This window comes from Streptomyces sp. NPDC058052 (assembly GCF_042885515.1).
Lineage (GTDB): Bacteria > Actinomycetota > Actinomycetes > Streptomycetales > Streptomycetaceae > Streptomyces.
Map to the genome: position 1 here is coordinate 125769 of NZ_JBHVRX010000006.1, position 25731 is coordinate 151499.

30 protein-coding genes are annotated in these 25731 nt (G+C 74.2%); 20 read left to right on the top strand and 10 right to left on the bottom strand.

Annotated elements, in window-relative coordinates:
- The first annotated feature begins 9 nt into the window (after positions 1 to 9).
- From ACFVU3_RS11115 to ACFVU3_RS11160, 10 genes are all read left to right on the top strand, one after another.
- Entirely contained in the window at positions 10 to 657 is a 648-nt protein-coding gene (locus ACFVU3_RS11115) for a nucleoside deaminase (RefSeq protein ID WP_390065579.1), read from the top strand.
- A 498-nt stretch (positions 658 to 1155) separates the two neighbouring features.
- Positions 1156 to 1776 carry a hypothetical protein gene (locus ACFVU3_RS11120; protein ID WP_390065580.1) on the top strand — a complete coding sequence of 207 codons (621 nt, stop codon included), beginning with the start codon at positions 1156 to 1158 and terminating at the stop codon, positions 1774 to 1776.
- A 75-nt stretch (positions 1777 to 1851) separates the two neighbouring features.
- Positions 1852 to 2475, top strand: a complete 624-nt coding sequence (locus tag ACFVU3_RS11125) for a copper resistance protein CopC (RefSeq protein ID WP_390065581.1) — start codon at positions 1852 to 1854, stop codon at positions 2473 to 2475.
- Positions 2465 to 4645 carry a cytochrome c oxidase assembly protein gene (locus ACFVU3_RS11130; RefSeq protein ID WP_390065582.1) on the top strand — a complete coding sequence of 727 codons (2181 nt, stop codon included), beginning with the start codon at positions 2465 to 2467 and terminating at the stop codon, positions 4643 to 4645. The genes ACFVU3_RS11125 and ACFVU3_RS11130 overlap by 11 nt, the downstream gene beginning before the upstream one ends.
- Positions 4642 to 5307, top strand: a complete 666-nt coding sequence (locus ACFVU3_RS11135) for a DsbA family protein (RefSeq protein ID WP_390065583.1) — start codon at positions 4642 to 4644, stop codon at positions 5305 to 5307. The genes ACFVU3_RS11130 and ACFVU3_RS11135 overlap by 4 nt, the downstream gene beginning before the upstream one ends.
- Positions 5304 to 5561, top strand: coding sequence for a DUF3093 family protein (locus ACFVU3_RS11140; protein ID WP_390065584.1), 258 nt, complete (start codon positions 5304 to 5306; stop codon positions 5559 to 5561). The genes ACFVU3_RS11135 and ACFVU3_RS11140 overlap by 4 nt, the downstream gene beginning before the upstream one ends.
- Before the next feature lie 156 nt (positions 5562 to 5717).
- A complete protein-coding gene (locus tag ACFVU3_RS11145) occupies positions 5718 to 7289 on the top strand; it encodes an amidase (protein WP_390065585.1) in 1572 nt (523 codons plus the stop codon).
- 118 nt (positions 7290 to 7407) lie between these two features.
- A complete protein-coding gene (locus ACFVU3_RS11150; RefSeq protein ID WP_390065586.1) occupies positions 7408 to 7926 on the top strand; it encodes a hypothetical protein in 519 nt (172 codons plus the stop codon).
- A gap of 95 nt (positions 7927 to 8021) precedes the next feature.
- Positions 8022 to 8741, top strand: coding sequence for a helix-turn-helix domain-containing protein (locus ACFVU3_RS11155; protein WP_390065587.1), 720 nt, complete (start codon positions 8022 to 8024; stop codon positions 8739 to 8741).
- Positions 8742 to 8821: 80 nt separating this feature from the next.
- The gene (locus ACFVU3_RS11160; RefSeq protein WP_390065588.1) at positions 8822 to 9376 is read left to right on the top strand and encodes a dihydrofolate reductase family protein; all 555 of its coding nucleotides are present in this window, start codon (positions 8822 to 8824) and stop codon (positions 9374 to 9376) included.
- A gap of 96 nt (positions 9377 to 9472) precedes the next feature.
- On the opposite strand, the gene ACFVU3_RS11165 is transcribed toward ACFVU3_RS11160, so the two are convergent.
- The gene (locus ACFVU3_RS11165; RefSeq protein ID WP_390065589.1) at positions 9473 to 10054 is read right to left on the bottom strand and encodes a TIGR04222 domain-containing membrane protein; all 582 of its coding nucleotides are present in this window, start codon (positions 10052 to 10054) and stop codon (positions 9473 to 9475) included.
- 235 nt (positions 10055 to 10289) lie between these two features.
- On the opposite strand from ACFVU3_RS11165, the gene ACFVU3_RS11170 reads away from it, so the two are divergent.
- Positions 10290 to 11879, top strand: coding sequence for an alpha/beta hydrolase (locus tag ACFVU3_RS11170; protein ID WP_390065590.1), 1590 nt, complete (start codon positions 10290 to 10292; stop codon positions 11877 to 11879).
- 39 nt (positions 11880 to 11918) lie between these two features.
- Here ACFVU3_RS11170 and ACFVU3_RS11175 read toward each other — a convergent pair whose 3' ends face one another.
- Positions 11919 to 12545: an NUDIX hydrolase gene (locus ACFVU3_RS11175; RefSeq protein WP_390065591.1), complete on the bottom strand. Its 627-nt coding sequence runs from the start codon at positions 12543 to 12545 to the stop codon at positions 11919 to 11921.
- Positions 12546 to 12706: 161 nt separating this feature from the next.
- Positions 12707 to 13843 (bottom strand): DUF3103 family protein, encoded by a 1137-nt coding sequence (locus ACFVU3_RS11180; protein WP_390065592.1) that lies wholly within the window; start codon positions 13841 to 13843, stop codon positions 12707 to 12709.
- A 236-nt stretch (positions 13844 to 14079) separates the two neighbouring features.
- Between ACFVU3_RS11180 and ACFVU3_RS11185 the strand changes: the two genes are divergently transcribed.
- The 3 genes from ACFVU3_RS11185 (at position 14080) to ACFVU3_RS11195 (ending at position 15617) form a co-directional block, all read left to right on the top strand.
- Positions 14080 to 14442, top strand: coding sequence for a hypothetical protein (locus ACFVU3_RS11185; protein ID WP_390065593.1), 363 nt, complete (start codon positions 14080 to 14082; stop codon positions 14440 to 14442).
- Complete coding sequence (locus ACFVU3_RS11190; protein WP_390065594.1) at positions 14427 to 14966, top strand: hypothetical protein; 540 nt, start codon at positions 14427 to 14429, stop codon at positions 14964 to 14966. Before ACFVU3_RS11185 ends, ACFVU3_RS11190 begins: the two co-directional genes overlap by 16 nt.
- A 117-nt stretch (positions 14967 to 15083) precedes the next feature.
- Complete coding sequence (locus tag ACFVU3_RS11195) at positions 15084 to 15617, top strand: hypothetical protein (RefSeq protein WP_390065595.1); 534 nt, start codon at positions 15084 to 15086, stop codon at positions 15615 to 15617.
- 101 nt (positions 15618 to 15718) lie between these two features.
- Here the strand turns inward: ACFVU3_RS11195 and ACFVU3_RS11200 are convergent, their stop codons facing one another.
- The 3 genes from ACFVU3_RS11200 to ACFVU3_RS11210 form a co-directional block, all read right to left on the bottom strand.
- Positions 15719 to 16612 (bottom strand): hypothetical protein, encoded by an 894-nt coding sequence (locus tag ACFVU3_RS11200; RefSeq protein WP_390065596.1) that lies wholly within the window; start codon positions 16610 to 16612, stop codon positions 15719 to 15721.
- Between the two features lie 86 nt (positions 16613 to 16698).
- The gene (locus tag ACFVU3_RS11205) at positions 16699 to 17883 is read right to left on the bottom strand and encodes an RNA polymerase sigma factor (RefSeq protein ID WP_390065749.1); all 1185 of its coding nucleotides are present in this window, start codon (positions 17881 to 17883) and stop codon (positions 16699 to 16701) included.
- Positions 17884 to 17891: 8 nt separating this feature from the next.
- Positions 17892 to 18299, bottom strand: a complete 408-nt coding sequence (locus tag ACFVU3_RS11210; RefSeq protein ID WP_390065597.1) for a YciI family protein — start codon at positions 18297 to 18299, stop codon at positions 17892 to 17894.
- Positions 18300 to 18541: 242 nt separating this feature from the next.
- Here ACFVU3_RS11210 and ACFVU3_RS11215 point away from each other — a divergent pair, with 242 nt between their 5' ends.
- Positions 18542 to 19138 carry a GNAT family N-acetyltransferase gene (locus tag ACFVU3_RS11215; RefSeq protein WP_390065598.1) on the top strand — a complete coding sequence of 199 codons (597 nt, stop codon included), beginning with the start codon at positions 18542 to 18544 and terminating at the stop codon, positions 19136 to 19138.
- A 99-nt stretch (positions 19139 to 19237) separates the two neighbouring features.
- On the opposite strand, the gene ACFVU3_RS11220 is transcribed toward ACFVU3_RS11215, so the two are convergent.
- Entirely contained in the window at positions 19238 to 19693 is a 456-nt protein-coding gene (locus ACFVU3_RS11220; RefSeq protein WP_390065599.1) for an Lrp/AsnC family transcriptional regulator, read from the bottom strand.
- Between the two features lie 115 nt (positions 19694 to 19808).
- Between ACFVU3_RS11220 and ACFVU3_RS11225 the strand changes: the two genes are divergently transcribed.
- From ACFVU3_RS11225 to ACFVU3_RS11235, 3 genes are read left to right on the top strand one after another with little or no spacing between them, the layout of a single operon-like run.
- Positions 19809 to 20426 carry a LysE family translocator gene (locus ACFVU3_RS11225; RefSeq protein WP_390065600.1) on the top strand — a complete coding sequence of 206 codons (618 nt, stop codon included), beginning with the start codon at positions 19809 to 19811 and terminating at the stop codon, positions 20424 to 20426.
- A 53-nt stretch (positions 20427 to 20479) separates the two neighbouring features.
- Entirely contained in the window at positions 20480 to 20611 is a 132-nt protein-coding gene (locus ACFVU3_RS11230) for a hypothetical protein (protein WP_390065601.1), read from the top strand.
- Positions 20608 to 21600 (top strand): MBL fold metallo-hydrolase, encoded by a 993-nt coding sequence (locus tag ACFVU3_RS11235; protein WP_390065602.1) that lies wholly within the window; start codon positions 20608 to 20610, stop codon positions 21598 to 21600. The genes ACFVU3_RS11230 and ACFVU3_RS11235 overlap by 4 nt, the downstream gene beginning before the upstream one ends.
- Before the next feature lie 228 nt (positions 21601 to 21828).
- Here ACFVU3_RS11235 and ACFVU3_RS11240 read toward each other — a convergent pair whose 3' ends face one another.
- A complete protein-coding gene (locus ACFVU3_RS11240; RefSeq protein ID WP_390065603.1) occupies positions 21829 to 22368 on the bottom strand; it encodes a 2'-5' RNA ligase family protein in 540 nt (179 codons plus the stop codon).
- 71 nt (positions 22369 to 22439) lie between these two features.
- Between ACFVU3_RS11240 and ACFVU3_RS11245 the strand changes: the two genes are divergently transcribed.
- Entirely contained in the window at positions 22440 to 22598 is a 159-nt protein-coding gene (locus tag ACFVU3_RS11245) for a hypothetical protein (RefSeq protein ID WP_390065604.1), read from the top strand.
- Between the two features lie 215 nt (positions 22599 to 22813).
- On the opposite strand, the gene ACFVU3_RS11250 is transcribed toward ACFVU3_RS11245, so the two are convergent.
- Positions 22814 to 23323 carry a GNAT family N-acetyltransferase gene (locus ACFVU3_RS11250; RefSeq protein ID WP_390065605.1) on the bottom strand — a complete coding sequence of 170 codons (510 nt, stop codon included), beginning with the start codon at positions 23321 to 23323 and terminating at the stop codon, positions 22814 to 22816.
- 302 nt (positions 23324 to 23625) lie between these two features.
- Between ACFVU3_RS11250 and ACFVU3_RS11255 the strand changes: the two genes are divergently transcribed.
- Positions 23626 to 24171, top strand: a complete 546-nt coding sequence (locus ACFVU3_RS11255; RefSeq protein ID WP_390065606.1) for an EF-hand domain-containing protein — start codon at positions 23626 to 23628, stop codon at positions 24169 to 24171.
- 185 nt (positions 24172 to 24356) lie between these two features.
- On the opposite strand, the gene ACFVU3_RS11260 is transcribed toward ACFVU3_RS11255, so the two are convergent.
- A complete protein-coding gene (locus ACFVU3_RS11260) occupies positions 24357 to 25556 on the bottom strand; it encodes a S8 family peptidase (RefSeq protein WP_390065607.1) in 1200 nt (399 codons plus the stop codon).
- Positions 25557 to 25731 lie beyond the last annotated feature (175 nt).

Genomic DNA, 25731 nt, shown 5'->3' on the forward strand with positions numbered 1-25731 from the left:
TTGCCCGGCGTGAGCGACTTCGAGGCGGAGTGGGCGGCGGCGGCCGAAGCGGTGAGGCGCTGCCTGGGGCTGGCGTTCGACGCGCTGGTGGAGGGCGGGCTGGCGGTGGGCTCGGTGCTCACCGACGTGCACGGCACGGTGCTGGCCGAGGGACGCAACCAGGCGTACGACGACGGCCCCGGAGCGGGACCGCTGCGGGGCACACCCCTCGCGCACGCGGAGATGAACGCGCTCGGTGCGGCCCGGACCGCATGGGACCTGGGCGCCCTGACCCTGTGGAGCACCCAGGAACCCTGCTCGATGTGCACGGCCGCGGCGGCGTTCACCGGCGTGGGCGCCGTACGGTACCTGGCCCCGGACCCGTGGTCACTGGCCGCCGAGACCGACGGATCCTCCGGCGTGGCGGGCCTGGAGGCGCAGCCGTGGCTGGTGGCGGCCAACGTCATGTTCCTGCGGAGCGTCGCCGAGGCCGCGCGCGGAGCCGGGGAGCCGGCGACGCTGGTGCGCAGCCGCGAGCTGGAGCCGGAGACGGCCGGCCTGCACGACTCCCTGCCTCCGGGACTTCCCGCCGGCACGCCCGTCGAGGCGTGGCTGGCTGAGCTGTGGCCCGCCGTCGACGAGGCGGCGACCGCCCGCCGGCGCAGGGTGGGGCGCTGACCCGCGCGCCCGGTACCCTCCCGGCCCGGGGCCGTACGGGCCGACGCCTTCCCGGCCCGGGGCCGTACGGACCGGTGCCCCCGGTCCGGGTGTGTACGGGCCCGCACCGGTCGTCCACGGGCCCGCGTCACCCCGCCGCGCGCCCGGTGCCGTGGCCACCAGGCCGGCGACGCTGCCGTACGCGAGCGTCCGTACGTGCGCCGTGAGGTGCCCGGCGGGCCGGTCCACCAGGCCGTCGCCGGCAGGCGGGCGACGTCCCGCTCGTCGTACCGGGTACGGACGAACCGCCGGGGCGCCGGACGTCGTCGCGCTGCCAGGCGTCGTCGGGGGAGGGCGCCCGACGGCCGTCCCACCGCACCGGATACGCTTCCCGGACAGCTCCCGGCGGCACGATGCCGTCGCGAGGACGCCTCCCGGAACCACGAAAGCGCCGACCCGATGTCCCCTCTGTTCCCGACCCGCCCCACGGAGCGAACCCGTGGTGCCGGCCGGGGACCGATGGCGGCGGCGGTCGCCGCGCTCTGCGTCCTGCTCCCCATGGCCGGCCACCTGCTGACGCAGGGCCACCTGCCGCCCTGGGCGCTCTTCGCCGCACTGCTCGGCGGACCGGTCGCGGGCGCGTGCGTACTGTCGCGCCGACGGCTGTCCGACCCCCAGCTCCTCGCCGCGCTCGCCGCCGCGCAGCTCGCCTATCAGCTCGCCTACGCCGTCCCGGGCGTCTGCGCCCTGGCCGGGCTGCCCGGCGGGCCGGACACGGCGGCCGGACACGCGACCGCGGTCGGGGCCCCGCCCGAGGCGTTCCTCGCGGGGCACCTGATCACCCTCTTCCTCGCGGTGCGCCTCCTCGGCGTCGCCGAGCGGCTGCGCTGGCACACCGAGCCCGTACTCGCCGGTGTGGCCGCGGTTCTGAGCTTCCTCTGGCCGCCCCTGATCGTCCGGGGCAGCGGCCCCGCCCCGGTGCGCCGTCCGGCCGACGTACGGCTGCCGCACTCCGCCCTCGTACCGCAGCCGGTCACCGGCCGCGCGCCGCCGCGCGGCCGGCGTGGTCCCCTCCGCCACGCCCCTCGCCACGACCGGGCCGAGAACCGCCCGCTGCTTCCGTACGCCCTCGCGGCGTAGCCGGGGGCGGGACTCGGCGCTGCCCGACCCGCGTTCGGTCCGAAGCGGGTCCCGCGTAGAGAGCCTCCCTCCTCCGTGCACCCTCGATCCCCGAGGCGGTGTGCCGTCCGCGCGACGGCGCGCGGCCTCGCTCCGGCGCTGGCCGCCGCGCTCGTCTGGTTCCCGGCGACGCCCGCGGCCGCGCACACCGACCTCGTCTCCAGCACCCCCGCACCGGGCGCCTCGCTCGGCGCGCCCCCGGCGGACATCCGCCTGACCTTCAGCGACCGGATGACCGAGCGGTACGCCAAGGTGGCGCTCACCGCACCCGACGGAACACCCGCGGGCCAGGGCGCGCCGACGGTCGCCGGCACGTCGGCGACGCTCACCGTGCGGTCCGGGATCGGCCCCGGCCGCTACACGGTGGGGTACCGGGTGGTGTCCGCCGACGGACATCCGGTCGCGGGCTCCTTCACCTTCACGGTGAAGGCCCCGCCTGGCACGCCTTCGTCCTCTCCCCGGCCCTCCTCTCCCTCGTCCTCCTCGTCCGTCGCCTCCGCCACGCCGTCCTCGCGCACGGCGGCGCCGGAACGGGAGCGGGGGCCGGCCACGGACGCGTCACCGGCGCCGGCCGCCGCGGCGGTGGCCGTGGGCGCGGTCGGCGCCGCCATCGGCTGCGCGTTGGCGGTCCGGCGGTGGAGGTCGCGCCATGACCGGTGACCGGTCGACGGTCGCGCGCCCCTCGGCGGTCCTCGCCGGCGCCGGTCTGCTCGCGGTCGCCGTCACCGCGGGCACCCTGGGCGTGCTCGACGGCGGTGCGGCGGCGGCGCCGGTGCCGGGCATCGAGGACGCGGGCGCGGTGACCTCCTGGGGGCTTCCGGTCGCGCGGGTCGTCGGAGACACCGCGTCGGCCGCCACCGTCGGGGCGCTGCTGATGGCCTCCGTCCTGCTGCCGGGCGGCCGGCGCCTCGGCCGTACCCGGCAGGGGTACGTCCTCGCCGCCGTGGCCGCGTCGGCCGTGTGGGCCGTGGCGGCGGGGGCGCTGCTGCTGTTCACGCTGGCGGACCTGTCCGGCCGGCCGGTCGGGACGGTGCTGGAGCCGGACGTCGTGGCGGACTTCGTCGTCACCGACACGCGGGGACGCGCCTATGCGGCGATGTGCGGCGCGGCGGCCGTCGTGGCGACCGCCGGGCTGGGCGTCACGACCGTCCGGTGGGCCAGGGCGGCCCTCGTGGTCGCCGTCGCGGGTGTCCTGCCGCCGGCCTTCACCGGCCACTCGGCCGCGTCGGCCGACCACGACGCCGCCGTCACCGGCCTGGCGCTGCACGTGGCCGGGGTGGCGGTGTGGGCAGGCGGGCTGGCGTTCCTCGTCGTGGCCGTGCTGCGGCGCGACGACGGGCTCGCCACCGCCGCCCGGCGCTTCAGCACCCTGGCGGGCGGCGCCTTCCTCGCCGTCGCCGCGAGCGGCCTCGTGAGCGCCGTGGTGCGCCTGCCGTCCTGGACCGCGCTCCTCACCAGCGCGTACGGACTGATGGTCACCGCGAAGCTCGTCGCGCTCCTGGTCCTGGGCTCCCTCGGGCGGTGGCACCGCCGCCGCACCCTGCCCGCGCTCGCGGGCGGCGCGCGGCGGCCGTTCCTGCGGCTCGCCGGCGGTGAGCTGCTGCTGATGGCCGCGGCCATGGGGCTGGCCGTCGCCCTCTCCCGTACCCCGCCGCCCGGGAACGGGCCCGCCCCGCTCACCGCCGCGGAGGAACTGCTGGGCTTCCCCATGCCGCCGCCGCTCGGGGGCTTCCCCTGGACACCCCTGTTCACCCAGTGGCACTTCGACCCGCTGTTCGCCTTCGGCACGGCCGCCGCCGCCCTGCTGTACGCCGCGGGGGTGCGCAAGCTCCGGGCCCGGGGCGACGCCTGGCCGGTCGGGCGGACGCTCGCGTGGACGGCCGGCCTGGCCGTCACCGTGCTGGCGACGATGAGCGGACTGGCCGTCTACGGCAAGGTCATGATGAGCGTCCACATGGGCCAGCACATGGTCCTGGCGATGACGGTGCCCATCCTCCTCGTCCTCGGCGCACCGGCCACGCTCGCCCTGCGCGCGCTGCCCGCCGCCGCACGGGGAGGCCCCGACGGGCCCCGGGAACTCCTGCTCCGCCTGTTGCACAGCCGGTACGTGAAGGTCCTCTCGCACCCGGTGGCCGCGAGCGCCCTGTTCATCGGCAGCGCCTTCGCCGTCTACCACACCTCGCTGTTCGAGACGCTGATGCGCAGCCACCTCGGACACATGGTGATGCTCGTGCACTTCCTCGCGGCGGGGCTGCTCTTCTTCTGGGTGATCATCGGCATCGATCCCGGGCCGCGCCGGCCGCCGCACCTGGGACGGCTGTTCGTCCTCATCCTCACGATGCCGTTCCACTCCTGGTTCAGCATCTCCCTGATGAGCTCCGTCGCCGTCATCGGCGAGAACTGGTGGGCCGACCTCGGCCGCCCCTGGGGGCCGTCCCTCCTCGACGACCAGTACGACGGCGGCGCGATCGCCTGGGCGACCGGCGACATCCCCGTGCTGATCACCACGATCATCCTGGCCGTCCAGTGGGTCCGCTCCGACGCCCGCGAGGCCAGACGCGTCGACCGGCAGATCGACCGCGGCGACGACAGGGACCCCCTGGCCGCCTACAACGCCTACCTCGCCGCCCTCCACGCCCGCGACCGGATCCCGCGCCCCGCCGAACCGCCCGGGCGGGCGGGACCGAGTGCTCCCGCCACCCCACCCGGGCGCGCGGATCCGAGCGGTCCCGCCACCCCACCCGACAGCCCCGGTCCGCATGCCCCGGCGATGACACCGCGCCGGCCCGGGCCGCACGACTCCGACCACCCCACACCCGAGGCATCATGACAAAGCTGAAGAAGAACCTCCTCGCCGCCGCCGTCCTCCTCGCCGCGCTCGCCGTCGCGTTCGGCTCCTTCCTCCTGTTCGCGCCCCAGGACGGCACCACCGGCGTCGACGCCGCACCCGCCGTCGACGCCCGTGCCGTGCGTGACTCCAGCCACCGGCTCACCTCGCCGCCGAGGAGCGAACTGACGATCGTCGAGTTCCTCGACTTCGAGTGCGAGGGATGCGGTGCCGTGTATCCCACGGTGGAGCGGCTGCGCGACGAGTACGAGGACCGGGTGACCTTCGTCGCCCGCTACTTCCCCATGCCCGGCCACCGCAACAGCACCACCGCCGCCCTCGCCGTCGAGGCGGCCGCCCAGCAGGGCGCGTTCGAAGCCATGTACACGAAGATGTTCACCACCCAGAAGGAGTGGGGCGAGTCGCGGGAGTCCAAGGCGGACCTCTTCCGCACCTACGCCGCCGGCCTCGGCCTCGACATGGCCCGGTACGACACCGCCGTGAAGGCACCCGGCACCCTGCGGCGGGTCGAGGCCGACCAGCGGGACGGCCTCGGCCTGGGCGTCCAGGGCACGCCGACGTTCTTCGTCGACGGCATCAGGATCCAGCCCCCGGGCTCGTACGAGGAGTTCAAGGCCCTGATCGACGCCAGGCTCGCCCGGTGACCCCCGGCGGTGACGTGTCGACCACGTACGACGAACGCCTGACGGCCCCGCGAGCGTACGGGGTGATCGCCGCCCTGATCGGCTTGGCCGCGGCGCTCATCGTCTTCCCCTACGACGTGCTGATGCGGAGCTTCGTCCCGCACGCGGTACGGGTGGAGGTGGTGGATCAGGCCGACCCGACGCCCTACCTCTGTCTGTCGACGCGTGCGCCGGAGGCGCTGAAGGAGGCCGTCGCCGCCGCGCGGCGAGCGTGACCTGCCCGGTCGCGCGAGGGCGGCCGTCGTCCCGCCCTTACGTCAACACCGTTGACCCGGGGGACGGGTGGCGGTTCGATGCTGCCGTCGGGGGCGCCCCCGGCCCCCGACGGCATCCGCATCCGCCACCGCCTCCGTCCCAGAAAGGGACCGCGCATGACCGGCCTCGCCGATCCCACCCCGAACCCGAACCCGAACCCGAACCCGAACCCGAACCCGAACCCGAACCCGAGCCCGAACCGGAACCCGCTCACGAATCCGGCCCCGGCCGGGTGCCCCATGGCCCCGCACTCCTCGGCCACGGACTCCACCCACCTCGCCTACATGCCGGCCACCGAAGCCCTGAGCCGCTTCCGGGACCGCTCGCTGTCTCCCGTCGAGCTGATGACCGCCGTCATCGCTCGGGCCGAGGCCGTCGAGTCCAAGGTCAACGCCCTCGCCGAGCAGACCTTCGAGCTGGCGCTCGCCGCCGCCCGCGAGGCCGAGGCGCGCTACGCGGGCAAGGGGCCGGCACCCCGGGCGCTGGAGGGGCTGCCGGTGGCGACCAAGGAGGAGCAGCCCCTCGCCGGCCGCCGCAGCACGGACGGTTCGCTCGCCTTCCGGGACGAGATCGCCGACGAGACGCACCCGGTCGTCGAGCGGGTCCAGGCGGCGGGCGGCATCGTGCACGCGCGGACCACCACCCCGGAGTTCAGCTGCGCGGCGTACACGCAGTCGCGGCTGTGGGGCGTGACGCGCAACCCGTGGAACCTGGAATTCAGCCCCGGCGGATCGTCCGGCGGCGCCGGCGCGGCGCTCGCGGCCGGGGAGACGACCCTCGCGACCGGCTCCGACATCGGCGGCTCCATCCGCATCCCGGCCTCCTTCACCGGCACGGTCGGGTACAAGCCGCCGTACGGCCGCGTACCGGCCATGGCGCCCTTCAACCTCGACACGTACTGCCACGACGGCCCGATGGCGCGGACCGTCGCCGACTGCGCCCTCCTGCAGAACGTCATCGCGGGCCCCCACCCGCTCGACGCGGTCTCCCTGCGGCCCGGGGTCACCCTGCCCGAACGCTTCGAGAGCGTCGCGGGCATCCGGATCGCGCTGTCGGTCACGCTCGGGGACTGGCCCGTCGACCCCGAGGTCGAGGCCCACACCCGCGCGGTCGCGGAGGCGCTGCGCGCGGCCGGAGCCGTCGTCGAGGAGGTGGAGGTCCCGATCCGGCGCGCGGACGTGATGGAAGCGGCGATGATCCACTTCGGCGCGATCTTCGGCCCGTACGTCACGTCGGTCGCCGCGGACCACCGCGACCTGCTCACCGCGTACGCCCTCGACTTCGCCGAGCGGGCCGGCGAGGCCGCCCGCGAGCCCGGGAGCACCCTGCGCGGACTGGAGCTGGAGGCCGCGATCCAGCGGACGCTCGGCCTCCTGCTCGACCGCTACGACGTCCTGCTCTGCCCGACGACCGCCATCCCCGCCCTCAAGGCGGACGACGACTACCTCACGACGAAGGTCGTGATCGGCGGCGTCCAGCTCGACTCCTACCTGGAGGCGGCGATGACCACGGTGTTCAACATCGCCAGCCGGTGCCCGGTCCTCAGCGTGCCGTCGGGACTCGCCTCGAACGGTGTGCCGACGGGAGTCCAGATCGTCGGCCGCACCTACGACGACGCCGCCGTCTTCCGGGTGGCCACGGCGATCGAGGCGGTCCGCCCGTGGAGCGCCCGCCGCCCGACCCTGTGAGGGCGGACGAAGGGCCGAACGGCAGCTGAGGGCAAGGGGGTTGGGAGTCCGGTCGGCCACCCGGATTCGTCTCTCGATCCTCTTCCCCGTGCTCCGGCGGGCGTTGGAGGATCTGCTCATGACTCAGCACGCATCTGACGCGCCCGCCGACGCGGCCGGCGCCTACCTGGCGGGCCTCCACGCACGGCTGACGGCCGACGCCTGCGCCGTGACGACGCCGGAGTGGCACGGCCGCCCCGTCGTGGCCGGGCAGCGGGCGGACCGCAAGGCCCGCTGGTTCGGGACGAAGTCCGAGCTGTTCGTCATGGCCGCCGCCGTTCCCCATGTGGACGTCGCCACCCTGGAGGCGTTCACCGTCTGGGCCATGGGCCGCGCGAAGAGCCTGCGCGGCGGCATACCGGGCGCCCGCAACGTGACCCTCGTGCTTCCCGCGCTCGTGAGCGCACACGTCGAGCCGGCCGCGGCCCAGTGGGCCGCGTACGACGCGCGGACCATCGACACGTCGGTGGTCGGCCGCCCCCTCACCGTCGAGACGGCCCCGGGCGCCGTCCGGACCACGATGTACCGGGGCAGGGTCGTCTGGGGCGGACTGTTCACCCGGCACGTGCTGCAGAAGGCGGGCCTGTACTTCCCCTGACACCGGCGTCCGGCACCATAGTTGGGGGCCCGCCGGTCCGGGACCCGCGACGGGTGGCCGGGAGAGCGGAACGGGACCGGGGGAGAGGAACGGGGTTGGGGCTGGAGATCGAGAGCCGGTCGTCGGAGCTTCCGCACATCGAGCGGGTGTGGCGCAGCCGCAGCGACGGCGCCGGCCGGATGATGTCGGTCGCGACCTCCCACTGGGAGCTGGTGTTCTGGGAGCACCGGGGCGAGGTGCAGGCGGCGGTCCTGGGACCGGAGGCGAAGGCGTCGTACGCCCCGGTCCCCGGCGACGCCGACTTCTTCGGGATCAGCTTCGCGCTGGGCACCTCGATGCCGCACGTCCCCGTCAGCCGGCTGGTGGGCGGCAGCGCCGAGATCCCCGATGTGACGCGCCGCTCGGTATGGCTGAAGGGGTCGGCCTGGCACGTCCCCGACTACGACAACGCCGAGGCGTTCGTCCGGCGCATGGTGCGCGAAGGCATCGTGGACCTCGACCCGGTCGTCCCCGCCGTGCTCGGCGGCGCCGCCCCGGACGTCACCGAGCGCACCCTGCAACGGCGCTTCGTCGCGGCGACCGGACAGACCCAGGGAGCCATCCGCCAGATCCACCGCGCCCGCCACGCGGCGGTGCTCATCCAGGAAGGCGTCCCCGCCCACGAGGTCGTCCACCGCACCGGGTACTTCGACCAGCCGCACCTGGCGCGCTCCCTGAAGCGGTACGTGGGACGGACGGCCACCCAGCTGAGCGCACCGGACACGCGGGAGCCGCTGTCGCTTCTGTACAAGCCCCACCCCTGGGAACCCGCCTAGTGTTCCTGACGTAGCCGACGGGGTCGGCCCGCCCCGGCCGGGGACGGGCCGCGCACCCCCGGAACCGTCATGGAGGAATCATGCGCAAGGTCGTCTCGGGTCTCTTCATCTCGCTCGACGGCGTCGTCCAGGCACCCGACGAGTGGCAGTTCGCGTTCGACGAGGAGATGGGCGCGGCACTGGCCCAGACCCTGGAGAGCGCCGACACCATCCTGCTGGGCGGCGTGACCTTCACCGAATGGGCCGGCTACTGGCCGACGGTGACCAGCGGCGAGGACGCCGGCTTCGCCCGGTGGATCAACGAGTCGCCGAAGCACGTCGTCTCCTCGACGCTCGACAGCGTCGAGGACTGGGCGAACAGCACGCTGATCAAGGGCGACCTGAAGGACGCGATCGAGGAGCTCAAGGCGGGCGAGGGCAAGGACATCACCGTCGCGGGCAGCCCGACGCTGGTCCGCTCCCTCCTGGAGCTCGACCTGCTGGACGAACTCGTGCTGCTCATCCACCCCGTGGTGGCCGGCCAGGGCCGCAAGAAGCTCTTCGCCGACGACGCCCCGCTGAAGAAGCTGCGCCTCGTCGACGCCCGGCCCACCAGCAGCGGAGTGATCATCGCGACCTACCGCCCCGCCTCCTGATCCGCCCCGCCTCCTGATCTGCCCCGCCTCCTGATCCGTCCCGCCCCGACGGACGGCCGTACGGCGCCGACCGGCCGCCGTCTCCGGGCGGGGGCCTCAGTCCCCGCCGCCACCCCCGCCGCCTCCGAACCCGCCGCCGTCGGCGCCGCCGTCCGCGGCGTGCGCGGGGTCGTCGAGCGCCTTCCCCATCCGCCGCAGCGTGCGGCCGAGACCGTCGCGTCCGCTCCCGGTAGCCGCCAGCCCGTACCGGACAGGTCCGGGGTCGAGCGCGGCGGGGCCGTGCAGCACGTACGGGGGAACGCGCCCCTCCGACACGGCGGACGCCAGGCACCGCCGCCCCGCCCGGCTGGTCCCGCGGGGCCGGTTGCGCACCAGGCCGAGCGAGACGAGCCGGCGGACGAGGGCCTCGATCTCGGGGGAGCCCCGCAGGCCGTCCAGGACGTCTCCGACCGGCTTGCTGCGCGGACAGGCAGCGACGACGGCGAGCTCCACGGGGTCCTGGGGCGGCTCCCCGCCCATGACCCGGAGACGGCCGGCCGCCAGCGACAGCACGCCCCGCTCGGCGAGGACGACGACGGCACTCTCCAGCACCCGCCGCTCGCGCCCGGCGAGATAGGCGTAGGCGTACAGATCCAGCCCGTCGCCGCCCGCCCCCGCCTCCGCATGATCACCCGTCACTGCCACCACACATCCCCCCTGGCTCGAACACCCGCGGACCCGGACGGCATTGTCCCCTGGAACGGCCGCCGCCGCCCTGTCCGGGGCCGGGACCGCGTCGACTCCCGCTTCGGGAGTACACCTGGGGGAAGACCCGGGTCCTGGGGAGGCCCCCCGGCTGCCTGGGGGTGGCCTCACCCCCGATGGGCCCGGTGGCCGGATGGGGCGACGGGCCGTCCGGCGGCAGGCTTGAGGCATGACAACACACCGTGTGGGTACGTCCCTTGCCGCCTCCGCCCTGTCCATCGCCGCCCTCGCCTCCGCGGGCCTCGTCGCCGCCGGAGGTTCCGCGAGCGCGGCCGCGAACGAGCGTCGGACGGCGACCGCACCCACCACCGTCACCACCGCCTCGGCCACCGAGACGGTCCGCGCCGCCGTCGGTGGCGGGCTGCTGTGGGGGGACTGTCCTGCCCAGGTGAAGCCGGCCGACGGGCAGCGGTGCGCGAGCCTCTCCGTGCCGCTCGACCACAGCGACCCCTCCGGCCCGCGCGTCGACCTCGCCGTCTCCCGGCTGGCCTCCGCCCGGCCGGAGGCCCGCCGCGGGACGCTGCTCGTGATCCCGGGCGGGCCCGGAAGCTCCGGAGTGCAGCGGCTCGCGCAGAAGGGTGCCGCGCTCGCCCAGGAGACCGGTGGGGCGTACGACCTCGTGGCCTTCGATCCCCGCGGGGTCGGCGGCTCGGCCAAGGCGCGGTGCGGACTCGCGGACGAGGACCGGTGGATGGTGGCCCTGCGGTCCTGGCCCGCCGCCGACGGGACGATCGGCTCCAACGTCGAGCGGGCGCGACGGATCGCCGACGCGTGCGCCCGCAACGGCGGCGCCATGCTGCGGAGCCTCACCACCGCCAACCAGGTGCGGGACATGGAGGCCCTGCGGCAGGCGCTGGGCGAGTCGAAGGTGTCGGCGTGGGCCACCTCGTACGGCACGTACGTCGCCGCCCGGTACGCGCAGGAACACCCGCGCCGCACCGACCGCTGGGTCCTGGACAGCAGCGCCGACCCGGACCCGCGCCGGGTCGCGTACGGCTGGCTCGCCGACATGGCGAAGGGCGCCGAGGACCGTTTCCCGGACTTCGCCGCCTGGGCCTCGCACCCGGACCGGGAGACGGCCGGCCTGCGGCTGGCCGACGCCCCCGAGGACGTGCGCACCCTCGTCCTTGATCTCGCCGCGCGCCTCGACCGGGAACCCCGCGCCACCGCCGTGCCCGGAGCCCCCCTCACCGGCACCGCCTTCCGGCAGGCGCTGCAGGCCGCCCTCTACTCCGACGCCGCCTTCCCCGGCTTCGCGCGCCTGGTCCGCCAGGCGCTCGACCCGAAGGCCGTGCCCGTGCTGCCGCCCGAGCTGTCGGGCGCGATGCCCGACGAGGCCGCCGCCATCACCGTGGGTGTGATCTGCAACGACGTCGACTGGCCCCGCTCCGTCCCGGCCTACACCCGTGCCGTCGCCGCCGACCGCGCCCGCCACCCGCTGACCGCCGGCATGCCCGTGAACATCACGCCCTGCTCCTTCTGGAAGGGCGGCGCGGTGGAGAAGCCGGTCCGCCTCACCGACCACGGCCCGTCGAACATCCTGATGATCCAGAACCTCCGGGACCCCTCCACGCCGCACTCCTCCGGCCTGAAGATGCGCAAGGCGCTCGGCGACCGCGCCCGGCTGGTCTCCGTCGACCGGGGCGGCCACGGCGTGTACCTCGTCAGCGCCGGCGGCACCGGGAACGCCTGCGGCGACCGGACCGTCACCCGCTTCCTGACGACCGGCGAACGCCCGGAGACCGACGTGCGGTGCTGAGCCTCCGGCCGGTGCCCGAGCCCGCGCTCGGTGCTTCCCTCAGGGGCGCTCGCCGCGCCTCGCGGCCCGTGCGTGCCGCAGCTTGTGGGTGAAGCGGTGCATGTGGGGGTCGAGGACGTCCCCGGACTCCTGGAGCACCTGTTCCTCCGTCAGCCACCTGATGGCGTCGAACTCGCCCTCGTCGTAGTCGGTGATGGTGCCGGCGTCCGCGGCCAGGACGTACCAGAGCGAGACGTCCGTGTGGGTGTCGGCCTGCCCCCGGGTCCTGGTGACGGTGAGGAAGAGGGGACGGCGGCCGGCGAGCGACGACGCCGTGGCCTCGATGCCCAGCTCCTCCCGGCACTCGCGGACCACCGTGTCCCAAGGGTCCTCGTCCGGCTCGACGTGCCCGCCGGCGGGCAGCCACAGTCCCGCCTTGCGGTGGGCGACCAGCAGCAGGTGCCCGCGCGCCGCGTCGTGGACGACGAAGTAGCACACCAGGTGCATCGGGGGAACGTCCGGCTTCCGCACCCGGTGGAGCGGCGCCCCGCCGGCGATCCACTCCGCCGCGGTCCTCAGATGGGTGCGCTCCAGGTCGTCCCAGGGTTCGATGGCGCCGACCAGGTCCAGGAGGCGGGCGCGCGGCCGGTCGTCGTGGCCGGCGGGCGGTGTGCCGATAGCGGTCATCGGAACATCGTGTCAGGAGGCACCGACAGCCACGCCGGACGCAGGGAGTCCCCGTGAAGGGGCCGGGTACGCGCCGGCGTGGGTGTCGCGGGATCCGAGTCGTCCCGCCTCGCTCCCGCGGTGACGCGTCCGCGGAGGAGGGACGGGACGAGCCGGGTGGCTCAGAGGGCGGAGACCCAGTACCGGTCGAAGGTGAACCGGCCGTTGGCGCCGGCCCCGTCACGGGTGCCGGTGGTCTCCCGGGCGAGGGTGTACCAGGCGTCGACGAAGTCGGCGTCGTCCGTCCAGAAGGAGGACGGGATGGCGTCCACGACCGGGTCGACCAGCGGGATGTACGCGCCGAGGTCGGCGATGGTGAGGAGGGCCGTGGCGATGGCCTTCGCCAGCGCCGAGTAGTTCGTGTCGCCGTCGTCCTCCATCATCACGACGTCGGCGAGGTTGTACTTGTACTGCGACCAGTTCACCAGGATCTGGTTCGGGTAGTACGTGGTCCCCGCGTCGTCGAGGTAGGGGTGGGTCACCGTGTCGACGCGGACCTTGCCGTCGTGCCCGAAGCCGCTGACGATGCTGAAGATCTCGGCGTCGCCCTTGACCCAGGTCTCCTTGTCGTCGTTGAGACGCACCGAGGTGATCCGGGAGGTCCAGAAGCCGGTGGCCGCGGCCGATGCCGTGGCCGTCGCTGCCGACGCGGGCGGGGCGACGGCGGTGGTGACCCCGGCGGCGGCCAGTTCGCGCTCCAGGACCTCCATCCCGGCCTCGACGGCCTTCTCGCCGTCGATGCCGACGACGTACACCGGCACGTCAGGGGTCCGGGAGGCGTCCAGGGTGTGCGCCCGGCCGTGCGTGTCGTAGGCGGTGACGGGCATGGTCTCGTCGTCCGACGGGGCGACGGCGACCAGCGGGGCGCGGCGGGAGTCCGCGGCGCCGGCCAGGGTCACGGTGAGGAGCCCGTCCGTCCCGGCGGCCAGCCCCTTGGCCGCGGTGACGGTACGGTCGGCGGCGGCGACCTCGGCGGCGAGCGACGCGGCGGCCCTGGTGCGGGACCCGTCGGCCAGCGCCTTCAGCCCGGTCTCCGCCCCGCCCGCGACGGCCCGCCCCGCCTCCGCCCGCCAGGCGGAGTCGGCGAGCGAACGGGCCAGCGCGCGGGCGGCCGCGTCCTCGGCGGCGGCCACGGGCGACACCTTCGCCGCACGGTCCTCGACCGGTGCCGCCGCGGCGGTGCCGTGGGCGGTGGTGACCACGACGCCGGTGAGGGCGAGGCCGCACAGGGCGGTGCGGAGCTGCTTTCTGACGGACAAGACGTCCTCCATCGGAAGTCGGACGGCGGGCCCCGGGTGTCGGGGCATGCCGGAGGCACCGGCGGCGGGTGTGCGGCCGGTGAGCGATGGTGCCGGGGTGGAGCGCGACCATGATGGGGCATGAGTGGTCTACGCGTATAGACCGCCTCAACAGCGGGGCAGGAGACGTGTGTTGATGCGCGCCGGAGCTCGGCGCGTGGGAAGCGTCCGGACCACTGTCAGAGCCGCCTGGGACCATGCGGACCATGGACGAGGCGCTGAAGATCCTTGAGCACGAGTTCCACAGCGAGCCGGAGAGTTTCCTTCTGCGGCTGCGCTGCGAACTGGAATGGGACCGCGCGGCCTTCTCGCGCCTGGAGAAGGCCATGCGTGCGATCTGCGCGCACACGCAGGGCGCGGAGACCCTCCCCCGATGGCTCGCCGAGGGCTTCTACCATGCGGCCACCGAAGTCCCGGGCTGGACGAGCCATCCGAACTTTCCCCGCCCGGAACCGCGGGAGTACTACGACGCCTGCGTCGAGCGACTCGTGGACCTCGCGGACTGGTACTTCCGCGGCCGGCACGTCTACATGGAGCCCCATGTGTGGCGGGACCTGTAGGCCGCGGCGCTCTGGGGCCCGGGGCGGACGGGGTGTCCCTGCCGACGGGCCTGCGGCGGTCGGTGGTGCACGGCGTCCGGGAGAACGCGACCGTGCATGCTGACGACCGGATCGACGCGGATGTCCCCGAGGCCCTCGCGGCGTTGCTTCGGGACGGGGACGACGGCCGTCCGGTGACGGTCGCCTCCTCCGTCTGCGGGGGGTGCGGCGGCCGGGTCTTCTTCGTGCTGGTCAACGCGTCCGGAGCGGAACGGGAGTGTTCCGGATGCGGCGGCCGCGCGTTCATCGCGGACAGCGAGGAGTACTGGGGCGAGGAGTCCTGGGAGGACGACGAGCCCGGCGCGGCCGGCTGCCCGTGCGGGGGCGAGGAGTTCGAGGTCGGCGTCGCGTTCTCTCTCGGCGGCGACGGCGAGGTCCGCTGGGTGACCGTGGGCCTGCGGTGCGTCGAGGACGGCTTCTCGGGCGTCTATGCCGACTGGAAGATCGACTACGTCCCCACGGATCACCTCCTGACCATGGTCTAGAGGCAGTGGTCACGAGCGAGTCCTCCGGTTCGCGCCGGGCCGGTTCGCGCGGTCCGGCCGCGTGGGAGGGGTCCGGCGGCACCGGCGTTGTCAGTCCCCGTTGTTAGCGTCACCACCATGGCAAACCGTTCGTACCTCTACTCCGCGGAATCGATGCCGAACGAGGCAGAGATCCCCCAGCCGATCCGCTGCGTATCCGAGCACAACTGGGACATCCCGCTCGCGCACAAGCTCATGGTGGGGCGTGGCACGACGATCGTCCCGTCCATGATCTGGAACCCTCCGATCGGCATCGCCGCGGACTACGCCGGCGGGGCGGCCCTGCTCCGTGACCTCCTGCGCGCGGTCGGCGAGGGCCTGGAGGGCGACGCCGAGTTCGCCGACTGCGTGGCCAGGACCACCGCCCACCTGGAGAAGCAGCGGGCGAAGTACTTCGTCCTGGAGACCGGGGAGATCGTCTCGATGACGGACGACGATCCGGTGGAGAGCGTGCGGCGCCTGGCGTCCGAGGAGATCCCCGGCGCCGTCGCCCAGGCCGAGGCGGCGATCGCCGGCCAGAACGACGCGTGGCTGGCCTCCGTCCGGGCCGACTGGCAGCGGCACTTCGCGTCCTTCTACGGCGATGCGCTCTACTTCTCCTTCCCCGGCTGACGGCTTTCGTTCCGTCGGCGAGCGGCAGCCGCGGGTGGCCGCCCTCGCGGCGCGAGCCGGTCCGGCCGTCGTGGTCTCCTCGGCCACGGGCAGCCCCGGCGTCAGCCCTCGGAGTTCGGGAGCCGCCAGTCGAAGGGCATCAGCTCCTGCGTCCAAGTGGGCGACGCGGCCAGTGCGTCGGCGGCCTCGGGGGCGCGCAGGAGACAGCGGTGGCGCAGGAGTTCGCGCCGTTCGCCGGGGGTCAGGAGCCGTTCCTCGGGGCTGAGATTGTCCGGGTGGTCCGGGTGCAGGTCGGCACGGCCGTCGATCGGGCGGTTCCCCGCCACGTTGAGGCGATCGCCGGCCGGGGTCCGGTAGTCGAGGCGGAAGGCGGTGCGCCACTGGGACCGGCTGCCCCAGCCCTGGGACAGGTCCACCGTCGGCCGGTGGCGGCGCCGGAAGGTCCAGTACAGCGGTGAGCGGTCCGCGACACCGCGCTGGGCGTGCTCGACGCCGCACCGGATCCGCACGCCGGCCCGGCTGAACAGCAGTTGACCCAGCATCAGCCCCGGCCACAGGACCTCGGTGATCTCGATCGGCGCGTGCGGGTCGTCGGCCTGCTCGACCCCGGCGATCTCGTGGAGGAACGGGTCGAACGCGTCGCCCTCCTCGAACGGCGTCATGCCGAGCGAGGCGAACACGTCGAGGTACTGCCCCTCCGAGAGCGAGGGTCGCGGGTCCGGGGAGCCGGGTCCGCCGGAGGACGGCTGCCGAGGGAGCAGCAGCCGGTCGCCGACCCGGTGCAGGGCGTAGAGCTCCCACAGGAGTTCCTGCCCGGCGGACTCCGTTCCCTTCCCGGTCCACCACGAGCCGTCTTCGGCCGCCGTGGCCAGCCAGGCGCGGTAGCCCCCGTGGGTCCGATCGAGCCACGGCACGACGACGTTCGCGTACGGCTCCGTCCCCTCGTACCGCCCCAGGGCCTCGTACAGTTCCCGCGCGTCCACCCCGTAAGACATGCCAGGAGCCTACGGGAGGTACGCGTCGCGTCCCAGGTGCGAGGATCCTCGCCCTGGTGACCCGCAGGAGCGGGGGAGCGGGTGCCTCAATGGGGTCGGTGGGTGTTGAGGCGGGCGGCCTGGCGGGTCAGGTGGTCGCGTTCGGCGGTGTTGGGGGCCTTGCGGGCCGCTTCGGCGTAGAGGCGAGCGGCTGTCGGCAGGTCGCCGTCGCGTTCGTGGAGGTACGCGGCCACCGCGGTGTGGCGGGGGAGCGAGGCGTCCAGCGTCGCGAGGGCCGCCAGACCGGCGCGGGGGCCGTCGGCCTCCCCGACGGCGACCGCGCGGTTGAGGCGGACGACCGGGTTGTCGGTCAGGTGCGCGAGCTCGTCGTACCACTCGACGATCTGCACCCAGTCGGTCTCCCCGGCGGAGGGCGCGTCGGCGTGCAGGGCGGCCACCGCGGCCTGTGCCTGGAACTCGCCCAGCCGGTCGCGGGCGAGAGCCGCCTGCAGGATCCCGATGCCTTCGGCGACGAGGGCGGTGTCCCAGCGGCTCCGGTCCTGCTCGGCGAGCGGCACCAGGCTGCCGTCGGCGGCCGTCCGGGCGGCGCGCCGGGCGTGGTGGAGGAGCATCAGGGCGAGCAGGCCGGCCACCTCGGGGTGGTCGATGCGGGCCGCGAGCGCGCGGGTGAGCCGGATGGCCTCCGCGGACAGGTCGATGTCGCCGGAGTAGCCCTCGTTGAAGACGAGATAGAGGACGCGCAGCACGGTGGCGACGTCGCCGGGCCGGTCGAGGCGCACGCCGGAGACCGTGCGCTTGGCCCGGCTGATGCGCTGCGCCATCGTCGCCTCGGGCACGAGGTACGCCCGGGCGATCTGGCGGGTGGTCAGCCCACCGACGGCGCGCAGGGTCAAGGCGACCGCCGAGGCCGGTGTCAGGGACGGGTGGGCGCAGAGGAAGTACAGCTGGAGCGTGTCGTCCACCGCGGGCACCGGTCCCGGCGCCGGCTCCTCCTCGGCGCGGTCCTCGCGCCGGCGGCGGGCCGCGTCGGCGCGCGTAGCGTCGAGGAACTTGCGCCAGGCCACGGTGATCAGCCAGCCCTTGGGATCCCGCAGGGGGTCGTCCCCGCCAGGGCGGGGACGAGGGTCCGGGGAAGGGCCGGCCGCACCGATCCGGAGCGCTTCGACCAGGGCGTCCTGGACGGCGTCCTCGGCCGCCGCGAAGTCGGCTCCGCGGCGGACGAGGACGGTGAGGACGCTCGGGGTGAGGCTTCTGAGCAGGGCCTCGTCCATCGGGGACGTCACTCGGTGATCGTGGGCGGCGCGGCGAGGAACGGGCGCACCTCCAGCCACTCGTGGATCGGCTCGCCGCCCGCCCCGGGGGCGGCCGACAGCTCTCCGGCCAGCTCGACCGCGCGCTCGTAGCCGTCCACGTCGATGATCATCCAGCCGGCGATCAGGTCCTTCGTCTCGGCGAACGGCCCGTCGGTGACCGGCGGGCGCCCCTCGCCGTCGTAGCGGACCCAGGCCCCCTCCGGGGCCAGCGCCTGCCCGTCCACGAACTCGCCGCTCTTCTCCAGCCGCGCGGCGAAGTCGCTCATGTACTGCATGTGGGCCGAGATCTCCTCCGGGGTCCACTGGTCCATCGGCACGTCGTTGACCGCGGCCGGGGCGCCTCGGTAGTGCTTCAGCAGCAGGAACTTGGCCATGGTGGTTCTCTCCTCGGTGCTCGTACGACCCATTCTGGTCGCGCTCACACCGGGGACGAAGCCGGACGCGGGATCTCGACATCATCGCCAGAACTTTTTTCGGACGTCCCGGTACGAGGCCGGGTGAGCCTCCCGTGAGGCACGTGGAACACCCTGGCGTCGGCGTCCGTCCGGGAGAACCCGGGGTCAGGGTGGCGAGAACTCCGGTTCCGCCCCGCCCATCCTCTGACTAGGGTCGGACGATGGACAGGGCGGAGCAGATCGATCAGGTACGGCGGTTCGACCGAACCGCCACCGAGCACGTGGGCGTGCCGCACGACCACTGCCTCGGCCGCGAGCGGCCCGTCGACCGGCTGCTGACCGCCGCGACCGTCACGCTGGACGAGGCCGATCCGGACCATCCCGACGCCCGCCACTGTCTGCGCTCCTACTTCACCGAACTGCGGGACCGCTTCGAGACCGGCTTCGACCCGGCGCGGAGCCTCCTGCCCGACGCCGGCGGGCTCCGGCCACCGCACGGCCTGTTCCTCGTCGCCCGGCTGCACGGCGAGCCCGTCGGCTGCGCGGGCCTGAAGCTGCCCTCCGGCGCACCGGCCGAGATCAAGCGCATGTGGGTCGCGCCCCACACCCGCGGCCTCGGCCTCGGCCGCCGCTTCCTGGCCGAGCTGGAGACCCGGGCCGCCCGGCACGGCAGCGACGTCCTGCGCCTGGACACCCACAAGGCGCTCCACGCCGCGATCGGCCTGTACCGCGCCTGCGGCTTCGGCGAAGTCTCCCCCTTCAACGACGAGCCGTACGCCCACCACTGGTTCGAGAAGCGGATCACCGCGGAGCGGTAGTGGTGGCGTCCTCCCCGCGCGCTCGAACGCCTTGGTCCCGGTCCCCGGTCCTCCTCGGCGCGAGCTGACGGGAGCCTGAGGCCGGCTGGGCGGGGCGCCTCAGCTCTCGGGCAGGGGGCGGTCGTCGATGACGTTCTTCATGACCAGGGTGGACGTCAGGCGCTGCACACCGGGCAGGCGGGCGAGCCGCTGGTCGTAGAGCTGCTGGAACGCGGTCAGGTCGGTGGTGGCGACCCGCAGCAGATAGTCGGGTTCGCCGAAGAGGCGCTGGGCCTGCAGGACGTGGGGGACGGTGGCCACCGCCTCCTCGAAGGCCGTGACGGTGTCGGGGCTCTCCCAGCGCAGGGTGGCGAAGACGAGGGCCTCGAAGTTCAGGCCGACGGCGGCGGGGTCGACGACGGCGCGGTATCCGCGGATCGCGCCCTCGCGTTCGAGGTCGCGCAGTCGGCGGTGGCAGGGCGAGACGCTGAGCTTCACGCGGGCGGCCAGTTCGGTGATGGTCAGGCGGCCGTCCTGCTGCAGCTCGGTAAGAATCTTCCGGTCAAGTGCGTCCATGAAGAAGATTCTCCCCCACGCGGTCCGCCAGCGGGGAAAAGACGCAAACATTTTCGGGCATATCCCACCTAGTCTTCCCTCCCAGAGAAAGAATGCGAGAGGGAACGAACGAGCGATGGACACGACGACACTGGCGGCCTTCCTGGCGGTGGACCTCCTCCTGGTCTTCACACCGGGCGCGGACTGGGCGTACGCCATCTCCGCGGGACTGCGCGACCGCTCCGTCGTCCCGGCCGTCGCGGGCCTGGTCACGGGACACGCGGCGTACGCGCTGGTGGCCGTCGCCGGTCTGGCCGTGATCGTGGCGAGTTCCCCGGCGGCGCTCACCGCGCTGACCGTCGCGGGCGCCTGCTACCTGCTGTGGCTCGGCTGGGGTGTGCTGCGGCAGCCGGCCACCCCGGCGGCGGCGGGAGACAGGGCGGAGGCGTCCCCGCTGCGGGTCCTGCTCAAGGGGGCGGGGACCAGCGGTCTCAACCCCAAGGCGCTGCTGCTCTACTTCTCGCTGTTCCCGCAGTTCATCGACCCCGTGACGGGCTGGCCGGTCGCCGCGCAGACCGGACTGCTCAGCACGGTGCACCTGACCGCCTGCGCCGTCGTCTATCTCACCGTCGGCGTCCTGGCCCGTACGGTCCTCGCCACCCGGCCCTCGGCCGCCCGGGTCGTCACCCGCGTGAGCGGTGCCATGATGATCGTCATCGGTGCCCTCCTGCTGGTGGAACGCCTCGCCGGCTGAGGACCCCGCGCCCGCTCCACCCGACGCACGGACCCCTTGAGGAGAGCATGTACGTGGCAAAGCAGCCGGAGACGGAGAAGGAGACGGAGAAGGAGACGGAGCCGGCGATCGAGGCCGGGGCGGAGCCGGCGACCGGGGCCGGGACGCAGACCGAGTGCGCATCCGGGTCCCGGACCGCCGGGTGAACCCCCGCCCGGCCGCCCCGGACCTCCCGGCGTGGCTCACGTGGTGGCAGCGTCCGTTCCCCGACGCCCACACGCTGCTCCTGACCGGACGGCGCCCCGCCCTGATCGACACCGGCTTCGTCGGCCACGCCGAGGAGACCGCCGCCTGGGTCCGCGCGACGGCGGGCCACGTCGACCTGGTCGTGAACACGCACTGGCACTCCGACCACGTCGGCGGCAACGCCCTCCTCCAGGCGCACGGAGCCGGCATAGCCGCCGGCGCGCCCGAGGCCGAGGCGATCGCCCGCCGGGACCCCGGCTGCTGCTCGGCCGAGTACCTCGACCAGCCCGTCCCCCCGTACACGGTGGACCTCGCGCTCGACGACGGACAGGTGCTCCGGCTCGGCGACACGGACTGGGAGGTCGTCCGCACCCCCGGTCATACGCCGGGCCATCTGGCGCTGTGGGAGCCGGAGGAGAGGCTGCTCGTGGTCGGGGACGCGCTGTCGGACTACGACGTGGGCTGGGTGAACCTCGCCCTCGACGGCCCCGGCGCGGCCGGCACCGCGCTCGCCTCCCTCAAACGCCTGGCCGACCTCGCCCCACGGGTGATCCTGCCCTCCCACGGCCCGATCCCCGCCGACCCCGGCGCGACGCTCGCAGCCGCCCTGCGCCGCGCCCAGCGGCTCGTCGACGACCCGGACGGTGCCGTCTGGTACGGCGCCCGCCGGATCCTCGCCTTCGCGCTGATGATCCGCGGGGGCGTCCCCGCGGACGGGATCGAGCCGTACCTGCACGCCCGGGCCTGGCTGACCGACGCCGCCGGACTGCTCGGCCGCACGCCGGAGGACCTCGCGGAGGAACTCGTCACCACCATGCTCCGCAGCGGTGCGATCGTCCTCCGCGACGGCCGCCTGTACGCCGCCGCCGAGCACGCCCCCGTGACCGCCGACACGATGCGGGTGCCCTACCCGCGCGCCTGGCCGGAAGCGGCGTCGCCCGGCACGTAGGTACGCGTGGGGAGCGGTTCGTGGCGAACAGGTCCCGCCCCCGGAGCCGGGGCCGGACCGGCCGTGGTGCGCGGCCGGGGGACGAACCCGGGGACGGGGCGGGTGGCCGCCGCCACCGGCATCTTCGGCCGGCGGCGCGAGCGGGGAGCGGGCTCCCGTCCCCGCGGCGCCCGGCCAGGACCCTCCGACCGGTTTCACCCTCCGACCGGTTTCACCCTCCGACCGGTTTCACCCTCCGAGAGGGAACGACGCCCGCTCCTGCCACTTCGTGCCGTCGTGGACGATGAGGGCGACCGACGAGACGCGGGCGGTGAAGGGGAGCCGGCCCGCGAGGTCGGCCTCGATCTCCTCCAGGACGGCGTCCTCCTGTCCTTGGGCGATGGTCAGGTGCGGCACGATCTCGGCGTGCCGGCCACCGTACGGCGGAGCCTCGGGCCAGCGGCCGGCGATCGCCTCCGTGAGCCGGCGCAGCCGCGTGTCCGGCTCGGGGACGAGGTGGAGCACGCCCGGAAGCCGTCCGCACCTCTCGAACCGCAGGTCGAAGGCCGGGTGACCGCCCAGGACGTCCGCGAGTGCGGAGGAGACGGACGCGTCGATCCGGCCCTCGTGGAGGAACGGGAAGAGGACGGTGATGTGGGCCGGGACCCCGGCCCGGGCCGACGGGTCGCACCGCTCACGCCACCTGCCGACGGACGGTTCCGCCTCCGGGACCCGGACGACGAGTGCCGTCCGCCCCGCCTGGAACCCGCTGTCGCTGTCATCTGCCATGATCCGCATGCTGTCAGCTCCGCCCCGGACCGCGCGGCTCCTTTTCACGGCCGTCTGGCACCCTGTCCGTCATGAATGAGCGCGCGCGTGTGCAGGAGCCGGTCGACGAGGACACGCGCCCCTGCGTCTTCTGCGACCACCCCGTGGCCATCGACTCGCTTGACGAATGGGACTGCCCGGTGTGTGGTGGCCCGGAGGAGGACCGGGCCGAGGTGACGGGACCGAGGTGACGGACCGGGCCCCGCGGGCCGCCCCTCCCCACCGATGCCTTCGTCGTGCGGCGGTTCAGGGTGCGGGCTCCGGGAGGTGGAGCGCGCTGAGTCGCGGGAAGCGGCGGCGCGTCTCGGCGGGATCGTCGAAGCCGAAGTCCTCACCCATGCCGGCGGCGTCCCGCACCGGCTGGACCGAAGAGGACCGGTAAATGTTCCAGTCGTCGTAGAAGGCGTCAGAGGTTCTTCCTCATGAGCACGCACATCGTCTCGTGGCGGCGGATCGCGCCGTCGGGGTCCTCCTCGTCCCAGGCGTCCGGAGCGCGGTCGTACGCGACGTAGCCCAGGCGTTCGTACAGGGCGCGAGCCCGGGGATTGTCCTCCTCCACGGCGAGTTCGGCCCTGTGCAGGCCGCGGGCCCGGATGCGTCGTTCGGCGCTCTGGACGAGCAGCGTGCCCAGGCCGCAGGACTGCAGGGCCGGCAGGACGGCGAGTTGCCACAGGGTGCCGGCGCCCTCGGTGGCCCGGTAGTCGACGCCGCCGATCGCCACCGGCAGGTCGGCGGGGGTGCAGACGGCCAGGTAGTCCACCTCGCCCGCGGCGGCGCGGGCCAGCTCCCGTTCCACGTGGCGCAGGTGGGTGGCGGAGCCCGACCAGGTGCACGCCGGAAGGTCTCCGGGCCGCAGATCACGCACGCCGACGCGCAGGGTGACGGTGGCTTCGGGGAAGAGGTGATGAGTGGTCACAGGGGAAGCATGCGAGCGCGGCGCCCGCCCGACAACGGATTTCCTGCCGGGCGTTCGTTCCCGGAGACCGGTCGTGTCCGGCAGGGGAGAGGCGGCGTGCGTGAGGTCGGTGCCGGGCCGGCGGCGCCGTTCCCCGTGCGGGTGGCGGGCACCTGGGGTGATCCCGGGGGTCGAACAAGGCGCGTGGGGCGCCCGGGAGCGCGGTCGCGGGGCCGGCGCGCATCCGCGCGCCGGTGGGCGTCGCGGGAGGCGGGGCCGTTCGCGGGAAGGATCGCCGGGTCAACCGGACAGAAAGGCATGCTGTGGCGAGTGAGTTCCAGCGCGTCAAGCTCATCAACATGTTCCGCGCGTTCGACGCCGACGACAACGGCTACCTCGACCGGCGCGACTTCCAGGCCCTCGCGGAACGCTGGAGGGGGCTGCCCCGCGTGCGTCCGGGATCGGAGCTGGCCGCGCGCGTGGACACGGTCATGCTGGGCTGGTGGGACCATCTCGCCGCCCATGTGGACACGGACGGGGACGGCAGGGTCGACCTGGACGAGATCCTCGCCATGGTGGACCGGCTGCCCACGATGCGCGAGGTCGTCGCGGCGACCGCCGAGACCGTCTTCGACGCCGTCGACGAGAACGGCGACGGCCGGATCTCGCCCGCCGAGCACCGGCGGCTGGTCGAGACGTGGCACGGCGAGGCCGTCGACATCGCCGACGTCTTCGACCGGCTCGACCAGGACGGGGACGGGTTCCTCAGCCGTCCCGAGTTCACGGAACTGTGGATCCAGTTCTGGATCAGCGACGACCCGGCCGAGCCGGGGAACCATCTGTGCGGGCCCGTACCGATCCACTCCTGACGGCGCGCCTCCCCGGTCACGATCCCCTGCCCGGCCACGGGACACGGATCTCCGGCGGCTTCACGCGCGACGACGCGGAGGCGCTCGTCGAGGAGCCGGGCGGACGGCCGCCGGGGCCCAGGCGGTCGGCCTGGGCCCCGGGGGTGGGGTGGGTCGCCGGCGTCAGGGTGCCGACGGGGTCGTGACTACAGTCCGCCCGTGTAGAGCAGCTTGTTGGGGGTGTTGGGGCTGACGTTGGTCAGGAGGTCCTTCGTCGACTGGTCGTCGAGCCATTCGGCGACCTCGGACGGGGTGGCCGTGGGGTGTTCGGCCTTGTAGAGCGCGGCGACGCCGGCCACGTGCGGGGCGGCCATGGACGTGCCGTTCAGGGCGACGGCTCCGCCGCCCAGCTTGGCCGACACGATGTCCTGGCCGGGGGCGTACAGCTCGACGCACCGGCCGTAGTTGGAGAAGGACGCCTCCTCGTCCCACGGGTTGGAGGCGGCGACGGTGACCGTGCCCGTCGCCGAGGCCGGCGAGACGGTGCAGGCGTCCTTCGCGTCGTTGCCGGCCGCGATGACGGGCAGGACGCCTGCGGCGCGCAGGGCCGTGGTGGCGTTGTTGAGGGCCGTGGACCTGTCGCCGCCGAGGGAGCCGTTCAGGACCGCCGGCTGCCGGGCGTTCCGGGCCACCCAGTCGAGGCCGGCGATCATCCCCGAGTACGAGCCGCGGCCGTCGCAGCCGAGGACGCGGACGCTCACGAGGCTCGCCTTGCGGGCGACGCCGTACGTCTTGCCGGCCACGGTGCCCGCGACGTGCGTGCCGTGGCCGTTGCAGTCCTGTCCGGCCCGCCCGTCGCCCATCGCGTCGAAGCCGGACGAGGCGCGCCCGCCGAACTCGTCGTGGGCGTAGTCGAGGCCGGTGTCGAGGATGTACGCCGTCACGCCGGCGCCGCTGCCCTGGGTGGTGAAGTCGTTGTCGAGCGGCAGGTTCCACTGGTCGATCCGGTCCAGCCCCCAGGAGCCGGCCGGGCTGCGCGCGCCCGCCGGGGCGGCCGGCTGGGGCGGGGCGAGCGTCACCGCGTCCTCCTCGACCGACGTCACGCCGGGCGTCGTGCGCACGATGTCGAGCTGCGAGGAGGTCAAGGGGACGGCGAACCCGTTGATCGCCTTCTCGTACACGAACGTGGGTTCGAGGTTCAGCTTCTTCGCCGCCTCGGCCGCGTCGACCGTGGGGTCGAGGGTCACGATGTACTTGCCGGGCACCGCGTTCGCGGCGGTGACGAGGGGCGCCGGGACGGGATCCGGGCCGGTGGCGGCGGGGCCGTACGCCGTGGCCGTCGGGGCGGCGAGGGCGAGAGCGGACAGGACGGCGCCCGCGAGAGCGAGTCTGGTACGTGTGTTCACACAGCGGAGAGCATCATGCAGAAACGATCAGGTCCTAGGACATCCGCTGCGGCATCGGGTGGATCCCGAAACATCACCGCAATGCGCGTCCCGCCGCCTCGTCCGTCAGGGGCCGGGGCGGCCCGAGAACAGCGGGCCGGACGGCAGGGGGGCGGACGGCAGGGGGGCGGACCGG